Here is a 14,832-nt window from a genome sequence, read left to right as displayed (position 1 = left end):
TTGGAACGCATGCTTGACCTGCTGACGGCATCACCCGATGCCGGCTTCTTCACGGGCAGCCAGTTGGCGGACTGGTATGCGGCGGCAGAGCCTGCACCGAACGCAGGACGTGCTTCAGGCTGAACCCGAGCTCATCGAAATTTTCACCCTGTCGAACGAGCGCTCGACCTGCGAAAGTCCGTTGGTATGTCATTGTTGCAAAGCCAGGCTTGACGCAGGGAATGGCAAGAGATTTAGCTGGCCTGAAGCGATCAAGACGAGCCTGGACCTGCGGCGAGGGGAAATTCACAAAATGATGGTACGCGCGACGCTCTTTGTCCTTTTTTCAACGCTGGTCGTCCTCGGCGCACCCCGAGCCCACGCGCAATACACTGCAAAGGACTGGCCGGAAGGGCCGAGCAAGCAACGTTTCGTCGACACCTGCAATGGCTGTCACGACATCAACCGGGTCCGCGGCGGCTATACGTCCGAAGGTTGGCTCACCGTCGTGCGGATGATGCAGAATATGCAAGCGCCCGTGCCCGCCGAGGAATGGGGTGGCATGACAGACTACCTCATGAAGAACTTTCCGGAGCGCAAACGACCTGAGGCGGTCATCATCGATGGTCCCGTGAAGGTCGATTTCAAAATGTGGGATGTGCCGACCCAGGGCGCACGTCCACATGATCCACTCGCCGCCCGCGATGGTTCGGTGTGGTGGGCCGCTCAACTGGCCAACAAACTCGGCCGCGTCGACCCGAGCACGGGTGCAATCAGGGAATATACGCTCAAGTCGCCCTTCACGGGTCCGCACGGGCTCGTCGAAGACAGAGATGGCAACATCTGGTTTACGGGGAATCTTGCGGGCCTGATCGGCAAGCTCGATCCCAAGACCGGTATCGTGACCGAATATCCGCTGCCGGACCCGAAAGCGAAGGATCCCCATTCCCTCAATTTCGATCAGAAGGGCATTCTCTGGTTCACTGTGCAGCAGGCCAACATGGTGGGTCGTCTCGACCCGGTTACCGGAGCGATCAAACTCGTGACCTCGCCGACGCCAAAGTCGCGTCCCTACGGAATCCAGATCAACGCCAAGGGTGTGCCGGTGTTCGTCGAGTTCGGCACCAACAAGATCGCCACGATCGATCCAGACACGATAGCCATCAAAGAGTATACGCTGCCGGATGCGGGGGCCCGCCCGCGGCGCCTCGCGATCGGCCCCGATGGCGGGGTTTGGTACGCCGACTTCGCGCGCGGATATATCGGTAAGCTCGATTTTGCAACCGGTGCGGTCAAGGAATGGCCGTCGCCAAGTGGTCCGAAGTCCGAACCCTACGGTATGGTCTTCACGAAGGGCGCAGTCTGGTACAATGAATCCAATGCCAAGCCCAACACGATCGTCCGCTTTGATCCAACGACTGAAAAATTCCAGAGCTGGGCCATTCCCGGCGGCGGCGATATTGTGCGCAATATGGTGGTCGCGCCCAGTGGTAATCCAGTCATGGCCAATAGCCTTGTCAATCAGGTAGGAATCGTTGAGGTCAAGTAGGAAACTCGTTTCTCAAATCCAAAATGTTGCTCAGAGATGGGCCGCCGATCGCGGATATCGATAGGTTGGCCTTTCGTCGACCAGCGATTCCCTGACTCGTCCCTCACGGGTGGCGACAACGCGATCATGCTCGCGATCGGATTGCACCCGCATCTGATATCGGTCCCGCACCGAATCCATGAATTGGAACGCATGCTTGACCTGCTGACGGCATCACCCGATGCCGGCTTCTTCACGGGCAGCCAGTTGGCGGATTGGTATGCGGCGGCAGAGCCTGCACCGAACGGGACACATAGCGCCGTGTGACGAAGTCTCGCACCGCGTGCGCATACCGAACGCGGTCCTTTCATTGACTGACGATCCCGTGAAGTTATTCTTCGGTTCTATCGCATATCCTTCCCGTATCGATCCTGCGAAGAAGCAACATGAACCAAAACGCCGCGTCAGGTTCTGATCAACTCGAATTCGACTACATCATCGTCGGCGCGGGATCGGCGGGATGCGTGCTCGCCAACCGGCTGACGGCCGACGGCAAATATTCGGTGCTGCTGCTTGAAGCAGGTCCGCAAGACACCAATCCCTGGATTCACATTCCGCTTGGTTATGGCCGGCTGTTCAAGGAAAAAGCCGTCAACTGGATGTACCAGACCGAACCGGAGCCCGGCCTCAACGGACGAAGCGTGTTTCAGCCGCGCGGCAAGGTGTTGGGCGGATCGAGTTCGATCAACGGTCTGCTTTATGTTCGCGGCCAGCACGAGGACTACGATCGGTGGCGCCAGCACGGCAATCTTGGCTGGGGCTTTGACGATGTGCTGCCTTATTTCAAGAAGGCCGAGGATCAGACGCGCGGCGCCGATGATTTCCACGGCGCCGGCGGGCCCTTGCCGGTCTCTGACTGGCGGCATACCGATCCGCTCTCGACGGCCTTCGTTGACGCGGCAGCAGATGTCGGCATTCCCGGAAATTCCGACTTCAACGGCGCCAGCCAGGAAGGCGCCGGCTTTTTCCAGACCACGACGCGGGGCGGCAGACGGGCGAGCACGGCGGTCGCCTATCTTCGCCCGGCCAAGGCCCGGCCTAGCCTGCATGTCGAGACGTCGGCGCTCGCCGAGCGAATTCTGTTTGAGGGACGTCGCGCCGTTGGGGTGACGTATCGCTCCGCGGGAATTCCGCGCACCGCACGCGCCCGCAAGGAAATCCTCGTGTCAGGCGGGGCATTCAATTCCCCGCAATTGTTGCAGCTCTCGGGCGTCGGTCCGGCGGACCTGTTGCGCCAGCACGGCATTGACGTCGTGCTGGATGCGCCGGGCGTCGGTCACGATCTGCAAGACCATATGCAGGTTCGCGTCGTGATGCGTTGCTCGCAAGCCGTCACGCTCAACGACATCGTCAATAATCCCTTCCGCAAGGTGTTGACCGGTTTGCGCTATGCGGCATTCCGAACCGGTCCGCTGACGATCGCGGCCGGCACCTCGGGGGCGTTCGTCAGGACCAATCCGAGATTGGCGACGCCGGACATCCAGATCCACTTCCTGCCGTTCTCGACCGACAAGATGGGCGAAAAGCTGCATCCGTTCTCCGGCTTCACGGCGTCGGTGTGTCAATTGCGCCCCGAAAGCCGGGGCTCGATCCGGATCAGAAGCGCGGACCCGGCCGCGTCTCCGGAAATACGGATCAATTACCTCGCCAGCGAAGTGGACCGCGCGACCAATGTCGAAGGCCTGAAGATCTTGCGGAAGATTTTGCGCGCACCGGCCCTGGCGCCCTATGTCGTCGAGGAAGTCGATCCCGGCGAAAAGGTCACAAGCAACGAAGCGTTGTTGGCCTATTGCCGCACCCGCGGCACTACCATCTATCATCCGACCTCGACATGCCGGATGGGGAACGATCCGCTCGCTGTGGTCGATCAGCGGCTTCGCGTTCGCGGGATCGAGGGCCTTCGCGTGGTCGATGCGTCCGTGATGCCCGATCTCGTGTCCGGCAATACCAATGCGCCGGTTATCATGATTGCGGAGAAGGCTTCCGACATGATCCTGCAGGACGCGCGTTAGAAAACCTGTCGCCTTCGTAACGCCAAGTCAGAATTTGGCAAAGCGGTGCTGGTCCAATGTGCGCGGCAGCGTGGACCCGGAGCGGTCGAATGGGCGGCGTGATACTTCTCGCAGTGATCGTAGTCGTTCTCGTGTGGGTGGGGCTTGTCATGGCGCTCGCTCCGCGGCTGAGCCGGCAGAACCTCCAGCGGCAGTTTCCGGCGACGGTGGAACCCGAGCGATTATGGGGCGTGATGGGGCCGTCTTATCTGACCAAGCCTGTTTTGATCCTCTGGGCTGCCCTGCAATACGGCCCTGCAAAGTTTCCGCTTTGGGGCTGGGTCAGGTTTGACGTTGCTTCCGCAAGGGTGACGTTCTTTGTCCGGCGAAAGGTGGCGACCGAACTATTGCAAACCGCCGGTCAGCCGCTTCCTTAAATCTCTCCGGCCAGATAGGAGTTGTCTGGAAGCCCATCGTCGAGTGGCAAGGGAAGTCATTTTTTGCATTCGACGCCAGCGCGTTCTATTCTTCGCGCCTCGGGCCGACGCCATTCCATCGGCAACATCAAGACAGAGCGAGAGCAAGTTTAATGCGGCTGCGGATCGGCACACGCAAGAGCACCATGGCGTTGGCCCAGACAGAGGCCATTGCGCGGCGTTTGACGGTCGTGGCTCCTGGCGTCGATGTCGAGATCGTCAAGTTCGAGACGACGGGCGATATCGACCAGACCGGCAAGCTTTTGTCACACGGCGGCAAGGGTGGCGCCTTCGTCGCCGAAATCCGCCAAGCCGTTCGCGCCGGACAACTACAGGCGGCGATGCATTCGCTCAAGGACATGCCGGGCAACGAGGACACGCCGGGGCTGGTGATCGGCGCCACGCTTGCGCGGGATCCGGCGGGCGACATACTGGTGTTGCGGCCGGGGCTATCGGTCGAAGAATTTAGAACCTCGCGCGGCAAGGGCTTCAAGATCGGCACCAACGCGGTGCGCCGCGCTGCCTATGCGCGCCGGCTTTTCCCTGACATCGAAGTGATTCACTACCGCGGTGCTGCGGACACCCGCGTTCGCAAGCTCGACCATCTGGAAAAGCAGCGGCTTGCCGGTGGTGGGGCAGTCGGTCCTGCGGACGCGCTGATCATGGCTCGCTCGGGCCTCGAGAGGGTGGGCCTTGCAAGCCGTATCGCTTACGAATTCTCGGTCGCGGAAATGCTGCCGGCGGCGGGACAGGGGATCGTCGCGGTGGAATGCGCCTCTGACGACTGGCAGACGCGAGGTATTCTAGCGAAGATCGACGACCCGACCGCGCGTCGTTGTGCCGATGCCGAGCGCGAGGTGCTTTGGATACTCAATGGCCATTGCAATTCCCCGATCGCGGGATTGGCCACGATCGACGGTGCGCAAATGTCGTTGACGGCTTCGGTGCTTGATGAGGACGGTCAGCGTTTCATCGAGGTTTCACGCTCCGGACCCGCCGATCGGCCGCGCGAGCTAGGTCGCGCCGTGGGCCTCGAACTATTGGCCAAGGGCGCGGCCGATATCATCGAGCGCAGCCGGCCGAAATGACATTTAGACTTTGTAGCTCCGCACGCGCTTGATCATCTGCTCAACATGCGCGATCGGGGTTTCCGGCAAGATGCCGTGGCCGAGATTGAAGATCAGCCGGCCGCTTCCGTAGTTTTCCAGCACGTCGTCGACCGCGCGATCGAGCGCGGCGCCGCCGGCGATCAAGGCCAGCGGATCGAGATTGCCCTGAACGGCAACGCGGTTCTGCACACGCTCGCGGATCAGCGACGGCTCGGCCGCCCAGTCGATGCTGACGCCATCGACGCCGGTGGCTTCAACATAGCTCGGCAGTAGTGCGCCTGCGCCTCTCGGGAAGCCGATGATCTTCGCGCCCGGGACTTTTTTGCGCACGCCCGCCACGATGCGGCGCGTCGGCTCGATCGACCAGCGCACAAACTCGCGCGGCGGCAATACGCCGGCCCAGGTGTCGAAAATCTGCAGCACATCGGCACCGGCCTTGAGCTGGCCGACGAGATACTGGATCGAATTCTCGACCAGAACGTCGATGATTTTTTCGAACGCGTCGGGATGCCGGTAGGCCAGCATCCGCGCCGGCGCCTGGTCCGGGGTGCCCTGACCGGCGACCATGTAGGTCGCGACCGTCCATGGCGCGCCGCAGAAACCGATCAGGGCCGTTTCGGCATCGAGCTGGCTTCGAACGCGGCGCAGCGCTTCAAAGACCGGTTCAAGCTTTGTGAAATCGGCGTGCGAGGCGAGAGTAGTGATCTTTTCAGGCGTATCGAGCGGATCGAGCCGCGGCCCTTCGCCGGCCTCAAACCGCACCGAGCGGCCGAGCGCATAAGGGATGACAAGAATGTCGGAAAAGATGATCGCGGCGTCGAAATTGAAACGGCGAATCGGCTGAAGGGTTACTTCAGTCGCATATTCCGGCGTAAAGCACAGATCGAGAAAATTGCCCGCCTTCGCCCGCAACTCCCGATATTCCGGCAGATAGCGCCCGGCCTGCCGCATCATCCAGATCGGCGGTATGGCTTGCTTTCGGCCGGAGAGTACTTCCAGGAATGGCTTGGTCATGCTCACTCAGAGATACGATGTGATCGACAAGATCACTCCTGATACACCAAGAAAGGTCCAGAAAAACAAGTTTGTTTGCCGGCCGGACGGTCACTTTCAATAGTGTGGCGGCGGCTCGTTGGCGGGGCCCGGCATCTGGCTTTCGGCCTCCTGTAATCGCTGGCTGAGCGCAACAAGCTGGCGCGTCAGCGCATCGATCCTCGTCCATTGTTCCGTGACGGTCTTGTTCAGGGTGTCGATAACGTCGTCCTGAAATGTCAGGCGCGCTTCCAGCGTATCGAGGCGATCGGCGAGCGTCTTGAAATCGAGCGCCTTGGAATCACTCATCGCTGTCTCGCTCCGTTTGGCGCTCGCGCAAGCCATGGCCAAGCGCGACGCGTTCGTCGAAGACAAAGCACTCGCCGCGCCAACGGCTCTCGGTTTCCGCGACCTTCTCCAGATAGTTCAGGATACCGCCCTTCAGGTGATAGACCTCGGCAAAGCCCTGCGCGAGCAGGTAGCTGGACGCCTTTTCGCAGCGGATGCCGCCGGTGCAGAACATTGCGATTTTTTGGTCACGTGCGGGATCCAGATGGTGGGCGGCGAATTGCTTGAACTCTCCGAAACTCGCGATGGCAGGATCGACGGCGCCTTCAAAGGTGCCGAATGCGACTTCGAACGCGTTGCGGGTGTCGATCACCACGGTGCCCGGCGTCGCAATCACTGCGTTCCAGTCTTTGGGCTCGACATAGGTGCCGACCCGCCGCGTCGGATCGGCGGCCTTGTCTCCGAACGTGACGATCTCTTTCTTCAGCCGGACCTTGAGGCGGCCAAACGGCATCGTCGTGGCGGAGGAGAACTTGAGATCGAGCCGGTCGAGCCGGCCGCCAAAGAAATCACCGTGACGCAGCGTGGCGACCAATTGGTCGATCGCATCCTTGCTGCCGGCCAGCGTGCCGTTGATCCCCTCATGCGCGAGGAGCACGCTGCCCTTTAATTTAAGATCGCCGCATAGCTCCCGCAGCGGCTCGCGCAGATCGCGAAAGTCCGGCAGGGCTGCGAATTGGTAAAAGGCGGCGACCTTGTAGGGCATGGCGGTGATCTAGCAGGAGAGGGCTCTGAAGGGCAGGGGTACCCCTCCAGTTATGCATCATCCAAGCATTGCGCAGATGGTATTGAATATGCCAAGTAACCCCGCAACAAGCCCCTGCAAATCGCCCAGAAGTAGCGACAAAGTGAGCCATTTCGCATGAGAAATTTCCATCTCGCCGGCCGGTCGACGGTCCATTCCCAGAACGCCATGGTGGCAACGTCCCACCCGCTGGCGGCGCTTACGGCCATCGAGGTGCTGCGCACCGGGGGGACCGCTGCGGATGCGGCGGTGGCCGCTTCTGCGCTACTCGCGGTGATCGAACCGCAATCCACCGGCATCGGCGGCGATTGCTTTGCACTGGTGCAGCCAAGAGGCGAGGGCAAGATCACAGCCTATAACGGCTCCGGCCGCGCACCCAAGGCGGCGACGGTGGAATGGTATCTCGAACACAACATCCGCGCGATCCCGCTGACTTCAGCGCATTCAGTCACCGTTCCCGGTGCAATCGATGCGTGGGCGACGATCCTGCGCGACCACGGCAAATTGGGCTTCGATACGCTGTTGCAGCCGGCGATCAGGGCGGCCGAGGAGGGTTATGTCGTAGCACCCCGTATCGCCTTCGACTGGAAGAACGGGTTCGAGAAACTGAAGAAGGGCGTCAATACCGAGCGTTATCTGTTGCCGCACGGGAAGGCGGCTGTCGCCGGCGACGTGATCAAGCAGCCGGAGCTTGGTCAGACGCTGCGGGCGATCGCCAAGAGTGGGCCCGATGCGTTCTACAAGGGCGCGATCGCCGAGGACATGGTGGAGACCTTGCGGGGCGCCGGCGGCCTGCACACGCTGGAAGACTTCGCCAACCATAGCACCGAGACGACGGTGCCGATCGGCACAATGTATAAAGGCCTCGACGTGTGGCAGTGTCCGCCCAACGGGCCCGGCATCACCATGCTGGTGATGCTGAACATCCTGTCGCATTTCGATCTGACGAAATTTGCGCCGGTAAGCGTCGAGCGCTTTCATCTCGAGGCCGAGGCGGCGCGCGTCGCCTATATGATGCGCGAGCAGAACATCGGCGATCCCGCGCATGTCAAAGTGGATGTCGCCCGAATCCTCGCCAAGGAATTCGCTGACGAGTGGGCCGGCAAGATCCGCATGGACCGGATGCTGGATTTGCCGAAGGTCTCGCCGCCGATGAACCCGTCGACGATCTACATCAGCGTGGTGGACAAGGACCGCAACGTCTGCTCGTTCATCAACTCGGTCGCTCATTCCTGGGCTTCGGCCATCGTCTCTAACAAGACGGGCGTGCTGTTGCAGAATCGCGGCGCCGGCTTCCGCATCGAGCCCGGCCATCCGAACTGCATCGCGCCGGGGAAACGTCCGCTGCACACCATCATTCCGGCGCTCGCCACCAAGGCCGGCCGCGCGGTGATGCCGTTTGGCGTGATGGGCGGCCAATATCAGCCGGTCGGCCAGACCCGCGTGCTGACCAACATCCTGGATTATGGATGCGACGTGCAGGAGGCGATCGATATGCCGCGCGGCCTGCATTACGAAAATGTCTACCAGCTCGAAGACGGCGTGCCGGCCGACATTGTCGCAGGCCTCGAGAGGCTAGGGCATCAGACCACCAAGATCATCCCGCCACTCGGCGGCGGCCAGGCCGTCTGGATCGACTGGGAAAAGGGTACGCTCACCGGCGGCTCCGATCCCCGCAAGGACGGTTGCGCGCTCGGATATTGATCATCGGCGTCCCATCGCGGCTGGTCTAGCGGGGAGCATTGGGATAGACAGGCGCCCGATCGTTCAGGAAGGTACCCAACATGCGACGTTTTTTTTCGCGCACGACGTTTTCCACTTTGGCGGCCATCGCGTTGACTGCTTTGACCGTCTCTACGGTCATGCCGATCGTAGCGATGGCGCAGACTCCAGGAAAAGCCATGACCACAGCTTCAGGACTACAGATCATCGACACCCAGGTCGGCACCGGCGCAACGCCGAAGCCCGGGCAGATTTGCGTGATGCATTATACAGGCTGGCTCTATGAAGACGGCAAGAAGGGCAAGAAATTCGACTCGTCGGTTGATCGGAACGAACCGTTCGAATTTCCGATCGCGCAGCGCAAGGTGATTGCCGGCTGGGACGAAGGCGTTGCCTCGATGAAGGTTGGCGGCAAGCGCACCCTGATCATTCCGCCGAACCTTGGCTACGGTGCGCGCGGCGCGGGCGGGGTCATTCCGCCGAATGCGACGCTGATGTTCGACGTCGAATTGCTCGATGTGAAGGGCTGATCTGGCAACAAGCAAACTAAAAGGCCGATCCGCGAAGACCGGCCTTTTTCGTTCGGGATGATGCTCACAATTCGGAATCAGAGCTTCCGGTTGGCTGCGGCGGCCGCCTTGTTGACGGCATCCTTTGTAGCTTCCTTGGCATCGCCGAGCGCCTTCTGGCCTTTGCCCTTGATTTCCTGAACAGCGCCTTCGCCCTGCAATCGATCGGAACCGACGGCTTCGCCAACGCCTTGCTTGGCCTTGCCCATCGCCTCGTTGGCGTTACCTTTGATCTTGTCTGCCGTGCTACCCATGAAACGTTCTCCTTGTTTGATGAAGACCAATTTCCGGGGTGTCGAAACGTTCCTCGCGGGCTGGCTTGTGACCGCTATTTTCAGTAGCGTTTCCCCGAGGATTCACGGGAACCAGGCGACATGAGCGATCCACACCATCACAACCATTCCGATCATTCCCACGACCGCGGCGAGGGACGCTGGAAGCACGATGGTGTCCGGGTCATTCCCGGCAATCAGCTCGATCCCAATGTGCCCTCGACCACCGGCATGGATCGCAAGGCAGCAATCAATTTTGCCCGCGTCGGTGCCCAGAAACTGTGGGCCGGCACGGTTACGATCAAACCGGATGCCAAGACCGGCGCGCATCATCACGGTCACCTCGAAAGCATTATCTACGTCGTCAAGGGCAAGGCGCGGATGCGATGGGGCGACCATCTGGAATTCACCGCGGAAGCAAATCCCGGCGATTTCATTTTTGTCCCTCCCTATGTGCCGCATCAGGAAATCAACGCCAGTCCCGACGAACCGCTCGAATGCGTTTTGGTCCGCAGCGACGGCGAAGCGGTGGCCATCAATCTCGACATCGAACCGGTCGAGAAGCCGGAAAAGGTGCTGTGGGTCGATCCCGTGCACCGCGATCCCAAAGGCTAGAAACCGGGAGCCGATACACGGCGCCCGGACCACATACGATCTTGCGGGTAGCCTCTGCGATGCGGGGTGTCTTCCGGCGTCGCGTGTGCTCTGCTACGTTGCGTGGCAGATTTCGGAAGTGATGCCATTTCATTAGATGAAAATCGCAAGTCGGGATTCTCGAGATAAAATTCACAACAAAAACCAGTGATCGGAGAGGAATCGTGACGCAATCCAATGAATCGCCCGCCAATGAATCAGTCGCCAATCAAGCGCTTGGGCGTCGCGCGCTGATCAAGGGCGCAGGTCTTGGCCTCGTCGCTGGAGGTCTTTCGACAGCACTGCCCGCACAGCGCGCCAACGCCGCGGACGGCGAGATCTGGAGCAGCGAATACTGGGCGAAGAAGGGCGACGTGCCATTGTGGATGTTCCGCAAACGCGTCGGTGCGCCCAAGGCGGGCGAGCCTTCCAAACCGGTTCTGTTCTTCGTGCACGGCTCGTCCGTGACCTCGCGCTGCTATGACCTCAAAGTGCCCGGCAAGGGCGAATATTCCGTGATGAACGAGTTCGCTCGTTACGGCTTCGACTGCTGGACCATGGATCACGAAAATTACGGCAAGTCCGGGCGCACCTCGGGCAATTCCGATATCAAGAGCGGCGCCGAAGATCTCAAGGCCGCGTCCGAAGTTCTCGCCCGCGAAACCGGACGGCAGAAGTATCACTTCCTCGGCGAATCCTCCGGCGCGCTGCGCGCCGGCGCCTATGCCATGATGGCGCCGGAGCGGATCGATCGCCTGGTGCTGGCTGCGTTCACCTATAAAGGCGAAGGTTCGCCGACGCTCGCCAAGCGAGCCGAGAAACTCGACTATTACCGCACGCATAATATGCGCAAGCGCGATCGCGAAATGATCCGCTCGATTGCCACCCGCGACAAACCGGGCACCAGCGATCAGGCGGCCGTCGAAGCGCTGGCGGATGTGGAGATGCAATTCGGCGATCAGATTCCGACCGGCACCTATCTCGACATGACCGCCAATCTGCCGCTGGTCGATCCAAAAAAGGTGATGGCGCCCACGCTTCTGATCCGCGGCGAATATGACGGCATTGCCACGGTTGATGACCTCCAGGATTTCTTCAAGCAGCTGCCGAACGGCGACCGGCAGTTCATCATCCTGCCCGGCACGGCGCATTCGGTCGTGCTGGCCACCAACCGGCAATTGTTCTGGCACGCGACCAGGGCGTTCCTCGACATGCCGACGCCGATCGCGACATAACAAGACGATCTGATCAGGGTTTGACGGATGGCCGGGCTCTGTCCCGGCCTTTTCTTGTCCGCCGGCGTTTATTTGGACGGGAACCGGCGCGCCGGCAAAAAATTTCAAAAGATCGGATGTCGGATATAGGCTTTGTCGTTCGTCCTCTGCTCGACGTCATCCTGAAGGAGAGCCGACCATGTCCAAAATCTCGCCTTGCCTCTGGTTCAACGGCGAAGCCGAAGAAGCTGCGAAATTCTACGTCTCGCTGCTACCGGATTCCAGGATCAACCGGGTCCAACGAAATCCCACCGACAGCCCGGGCGGAAAAGGCGGCTCGGTATTGGTGGTCGATTTCACCCTGGCCGGTCAGGAGTACATGGCCCTCAATGGCGGGATGCGTTTCGAATACACGCCGGCGATTTCGTTCAAGATCGACTGCGCGGACCAGGCAGAAGTCGACCGTCTCTGGGATGCATTGTTGTCCGATGGCGGCTCGGCCCAACAATGCGGGTGGGTTCGGGATCGCTACGGCGTGTCCTGGCAGATCGTCCCGTCAGTCCTGCCGCAACTGTTGGGCGGATCTGACCCTGCCGGCGCTCAGCGCGCGATGCGAGCGATGCTGGGCATGAACAAGCTCGACATCGCCGAATTGCGCCGGGCTTACGAGGGCAAATCGGCGGCGTAGCCGAGAGCGGTGCGCGGTTCAATGATTCGACCGCTCGACGATCTTCCAGAATTGGATTTGGATCGGCGGGCCGGTCCGCCAGGCGACTGGTCATGGTTTAATCCTCACGGTTGCGTTTGATTGGATGCCGGAAGGATAAAAGGCGTTCGATTTCATGAATGTGATTTTCGTCACATATCATCGAACCCAGCCTGACCGGGTCCGATTTCGCCGGTCTGGCGCGTCGCAAAGCGGTCGCTCCGTTGCCGGGGTGCGAACAAAAAATCGGCCAGATGAGCTTCTAAAGATGGCGACGCCCCGTCGAATGATCTTCACTCGGCGTGGAATGATCTTGAAGTGAGTGAAGCAAGCTGGCTCTGTTTCGGACACCGAAGAACAACGACTATCAGGGGTATCGGCCAATCGCACAGGGGCAGGTGGGAACCTCAGCGTCGGTTTTGGTCGGTTCGGCCATCATTGCGACGGCCATTTTGCTGTCCACGCTGATTACGGCAGTGGGGACGCGCTTCATCGGAATGGAAAGCTCCCTCGAAGATAACGTATGGCTGATCGACCGTCTCACCGGCAGCGTTTACCGGTGCAAGGCGCCCGAACGCGGCAAGGCCGTGTGCGAGGCGGAGATGGCCACCGGGAGCATCGCCGACCACGCGAAGCCCTGAGCCGCCCGACCGCCTCACGGGTCGAGACCGCTGCCGAAGCACGCGAATCCCGCTAGATTGTGGCGGTGCCGAGCGCCGATAAGCCGATAGCTTTGACCAAGGCCGCAGCCAGGGCGATCTGGCTGCGGGCTCAACGGCTTGATTCCGAAGCCCCATTTGGCGAAGGCCCGCAGGCCACGCGCGCGGCGATCGAGCATCTCGGTTACGTACAGATCGATACCATCAATGTGATCGAGCGCTGCCACCATCACATCCTCTGGAATCGCATCCCCGATTACCGACGCTCGGATCTGCGGCATGCCCAGAGCATCGACAAAAGCGTTTTCGAATACTGGACGCATGCGCTGTCCTACGTGCCGGCGACGGATTTTCGTTTTTTCATCCCGGCGATGAAGCTGCACCGGCGCGAGGGCCATAAATGGTTCAGCGAGGTAAGACCGGCTGACCTGCGCAAGGTAATGAGGCTCCTGAAGAAGGAAGGCGCGCTGACCATCCGCGACATCGACGACGATGTACTGGTCGAGAAGGTGCACGCCTGGGCGAGCCGCAAGCCGTCGAAGCGGGCGCTGCAACTGGCGTTCTACGAAGGCCGGGTCACGATCTCCGAGCGCAACGGCATGCTGAAAACCTACGAATTGATGGATCGGCATTTCGGTTGGGACAGTCAGCCGAAAGCGGCCTCGTCGCGGGAAATCACCGCCTATCTGCTCGACCGCAGCCTTCGCGCGCAAGGCGTCGTCAGCCTGGATTCAATCTGTCATCTCGACGCGCCGAGCAAGAAGGCGGTGCGGCGATTGATCGAGGCACGTCTTCGCCGCAAGGAGCTCGTTCCCATTGCGCTCGACGGCGCCGGCAAACAGGAGCATTGGGCGAGGCCGGAGGCGCTGGAGACCACGGGAGAGGCCGCCGAACGCGTTCACATTCTTTCCCCGTTCGATCCCCTGATCATTCAGCGGAAGCGGACGCACCTGATCTTCGGCTACGAACACCTTTTCGAAGCCTATGTGCCGAAGGCGAAGCGGCGCCTCGGTTATTTCGCGCTGCCGGTTCTGGTTGGCGACACCATCGCGGCCGCACTCGATCTCAAGACCGATCGGCAGAACAGGGAATTGTTGCTGCGGAAATGGAATTGGATCGGCGCTGCCGCCAAGGGGCCGCGCAAGGAGTTGAAGCGGCGGATCGAGGAAGAACTACACCGCTTCGAGCGTTTTCAACTCGGAGAGTGAGGCGCAAACAGCTCAGCGGAATGGAACGCGTGGCCACGCGATCCAGCACGAGCCCAGGACCAATACCGGCGCCATAATGCAATATATCCCATAGCGAGAAAATCCTGCCGAGCAAGCAATGCTTTCGCCGTTGTCGCCGACGGTTACAACGAGCACGGCCTCGCATCGCGCGGCTGAAATCTTCAGCATCGTGCCGCCGTGACGCTTGGCGTTGTCGGCGAGATTGGAAAGGATGATCGCGGCGCTTCTTCCGCGATGCGAAGCGGCGTGTCGATGTCGCCGCTTGCGTGCACGTCGAGCGCGGCGAAGGAGGCGTCTAAAGCGCTCGCGATCACGGTTTCATGATTACTGATGAATATTGACATTTATCATTCAATAATCGACACTCTTCAGAAGGCTGGAGCTGAGAGGAGAGTCCGATGTTGGGCCGATTGCTTTTTTCTAGTTATTCTAGGTTCTTAGCTGGAATTTCACTGGCGGCGGTGGCCGTCGCCCTGGCCGGCTGCAACGACCAGGTCGCCGAAAAGCCCCCGGAATCGCGGCCCGTTCTGGTCGCCACAGTCCACTACGAAGCCCAATCC

At 60.6% G+C, this 14,832-nt stretch carries 17 protein-coding genes; 12 read left to right on the top strand and 5 right to left on the bottom strand.

Annotation, left to right across the window (positions count from 1 at the left end):
• Positions 1-292: 292 nt before the first annotated feature.
• From WB528_RS18410 to hemC, 5 genes are all read left to right on the top strand, one after another.
• Positions 293-1,528 carry a virginiamycin B lyase family protein gene (locus tag WB528_RS18410; protein ID WP_423889823.1) on the top strand — a complete coding sequence of 412 codons (1,236 nt, stop codon included), beginning with the start codon at positions 293-295 and terminating at the stop codon, positions 1,526-1,528.
• A gap of 126 nt (positions 1,529-1,654) precedes the next feature.
• Positions 1,655-1,834, top strand: coding sequence for a hypothetical protein (locus WB528_RS18405; protein ID WP_423889821.1), 180 nt, complete (start codon positions 1,655-1,657; stop codon positions 1,832-1,834).
• Positions 1,835-1,953: 119 nt separating this feature from the next.
• Positions 1,954-3,579, top strand: a complete 1,626-nt coding sequence (locus WB528_RS18400) for a GMC family oxidoreductase (RefSeq protein ID WP_423889820.1) — start codon at positions 1,954-1,956, stop codon at positions 3,577-3,579.
• An 89-nt stretch (positions 3,580-3,668) separates the two neighbouring features.
• A complete protein-coding gene (locus tag WB528_RS18395) occupies positions 3,669-3,995 on the top strand; it encodes a hypothetical protein (RefSeq protein WP_423889819.1) in 327 nt (108 codons plus the stop codon).
• Between the two features lie 152 nt (positions 3,996-4,147).
• Complete coding sequence (hemC, locus tag WB528_RS18390; protein WP_423889818.1) at positions 4,148-5,122, top strand: hydroxymethylbilane synthase; 975 nt, start codon at positions 4,148-4,150, stop codon at positions 5,120-5,122.
• A 3-nt stretch (positions 5,123-5,125) separates the two neighbouring features.
• Here hemC and hemE read toward each other — a convergent pair whose 3' ends face one another.
• The 3 genes from hemE to WB528_RS18375 form a co-directional block, all read right to left on the bottom strand.
• A complete protein-coding gene (hemE, locus tag WB528_RS18385; protein WP_423889817.1) occupies positions 5,126-6,157 on the bottom strand; it encodes a uroporphyrinogen decarboxylase in 1,032 nt (343 codons plus the stop codon).
• Between the two features lie 96 nt (positions 6,158-6,253).
• Entirely contained in the window at positions 6,254-6,484 is a 231-nt protein-coding gene (locus WB528_RS18380) for a SlyX family protein (RefSeq protein ID WP_423889816.1), read from the bottom strand.
• On the bottom strand, positions 6,477-7,229 hold the full coding sequence (locus WB528_RS18375; RefSeq protein ID WP_423889815.1) for a rhodanese-related sulfurtransferase: 753 nt from the start codon (positions 7,227-7,229) through the stop codon (positions 6,477-6,479). The genes WB528_RS18380 and WB528_RS18375 overlap by 8 nt, the downstream gene beginning before the upstream one ends.
• A gap of 156 nt (positions 7,230-7,385) precedes the next feature.
• Here WB528_RS18375 and ggt point away from each other — a divergent pair, with 156 nt between their 5' ends.
• Positions 7,386-8,972 (top strand): gamma-glutamyltransferase, encoded by a 1,587-nt coding sequence (gene ggt / locus WB528_RS18370; protein ID WP_423889814.1) that lies wholly within the window; start codon positions 7,386-7,388, stop codon positions 8,970-8,972.
• A gap of 25 nt (positions 8,973-8,997) precedes the next feature.
• Here the strand turns inward: ggt and WB528_RS18365 are convergent, their stop codons facing one another.
• Positions 8,998-9,171: a hypothetical protein gene (locus tag WB528_RS18365; protein ID WP_423889825.1), complete on the bottom strand. Its 174-nt coding sequence runs from the start codon at positions 9,169-9,171 to the stop codon at positions 8,998-9,000.
• Here WB528_RS18365 and WB528_RS18360 point away from each other — a divergent pair.
• A complete protein-coding gene (locus WB528_RS18360) occupies positions 9,131-9,520 on the top strand; it encodes an FKBP-type peptidyl-prolyl cis-trans isomerase (protein WP_423889824.1) in 390 nt (129 codons plus the stop codon). The two genes, WB528_RS18365 and WB528_RS18360, sit on opposite strands and share 41 nt — an antisense overlap.
• A gap of 77 nt (positions 9,521-9,597) precedes the next feature.
• On the opposite strand, the gene WB528_RS18355 is transcribed toward WB528_RS18360, so the two are convergent.
• Complete coding sequence (locus WB528_RS18355) at positions 9,598-9,813, bottom strand: CsbD family protein (RefSeq protein ID WP_423889813.1); 216 nt, start codon at positions 9,811-9,813, stop codon at positions 9,598-9,600.
• Positions 9,814-9,933: 120 nt separating this feature from the next.
• Between WB528_RS18355 and WB528_RS18350 the strand changes: the two genes are divergently transcribed.
• The 5 genes from WB528_RS18350 (at position 9,934) to WB528_RS18330 (ending at position 14,251) form a co-directional block, all read left to right on the top strand.
• The gene (locus tag WB528_RS18350) at positions 9,934-10,446 is read left to right on the top strand and encodes a cupin domain-containing protein (RefSeq protein ID WP_423889812.1); all 513 of its coding nucleotides are present in this window, start codon (positions 9,934-9,936) and stop codon (positions 10,444-10,446) included.
• A gap of 203 nt (positions 10,447-10,649) precedes the next feature.
• The gene (locus WB528_RS18345) at positions 10,650-11,699 is read left to right on the top strand and encodes an alpha/beta hydrolase (RefSeq protein ID WP_423889811.1); all 1,050 of its coding nucleotides are present in this window, start codon (positions 10,650-10,652) and stop codon (positions 11,697-11,699) included.
• Between the two features lie 178 nt (positions 11,700-11,877).
• Positions 11,878-12,366, top strand: coding sequence for a VOC family protein (locus WB528_RS18340; protein ID WP_423889810.1), 489 nt, complete (start codon positions 11,878-11,880; stop codon positions 12,364-12,366).
• Positions 12,367-12,803: 437 nt separating this feature from the next.
• Positions 12,804-13,025 (top strand): hypothetical protein, encoded by a 222-nt coding sequence (locus tag WB528_RS18335; RefSeq protein ID WP_423889809.1) that lies wholly within the window; start codon positions 12,804-12,806, stop codon positions 13,023-13,025.
• A 65-nt stretch (positions 13,026-13,090) separates the two neighbouring features.
• Positions 13,091-14,251: a winged helix-turn-helix domain-containing protein gene (locus WB528_RS18330; RefSeq protein WP_423889808.1), complete on the top strand. Its 1,161-nt coding sequence runs from the start codon at positions 13,091-13,093 to the stop codon at positions 14,249-14,251.
• Positions 14,252-14,832 lie beyond the last annotated feature (581 nt).

Origin of the sequence: Bradyrhizobium sp., assembly GCF_049586575.1 — a bacterium.
GTDB lineage: Bacteria > Pseudomonadota > Alphaproteobacteria > Rhizobiales > Xanthobacteraceae > Bradyrhizobium.
Note: the sequence above shows the minus strand (reverse complement) of the source record. Positions and strands in the feature narration are given on the sequence as shown.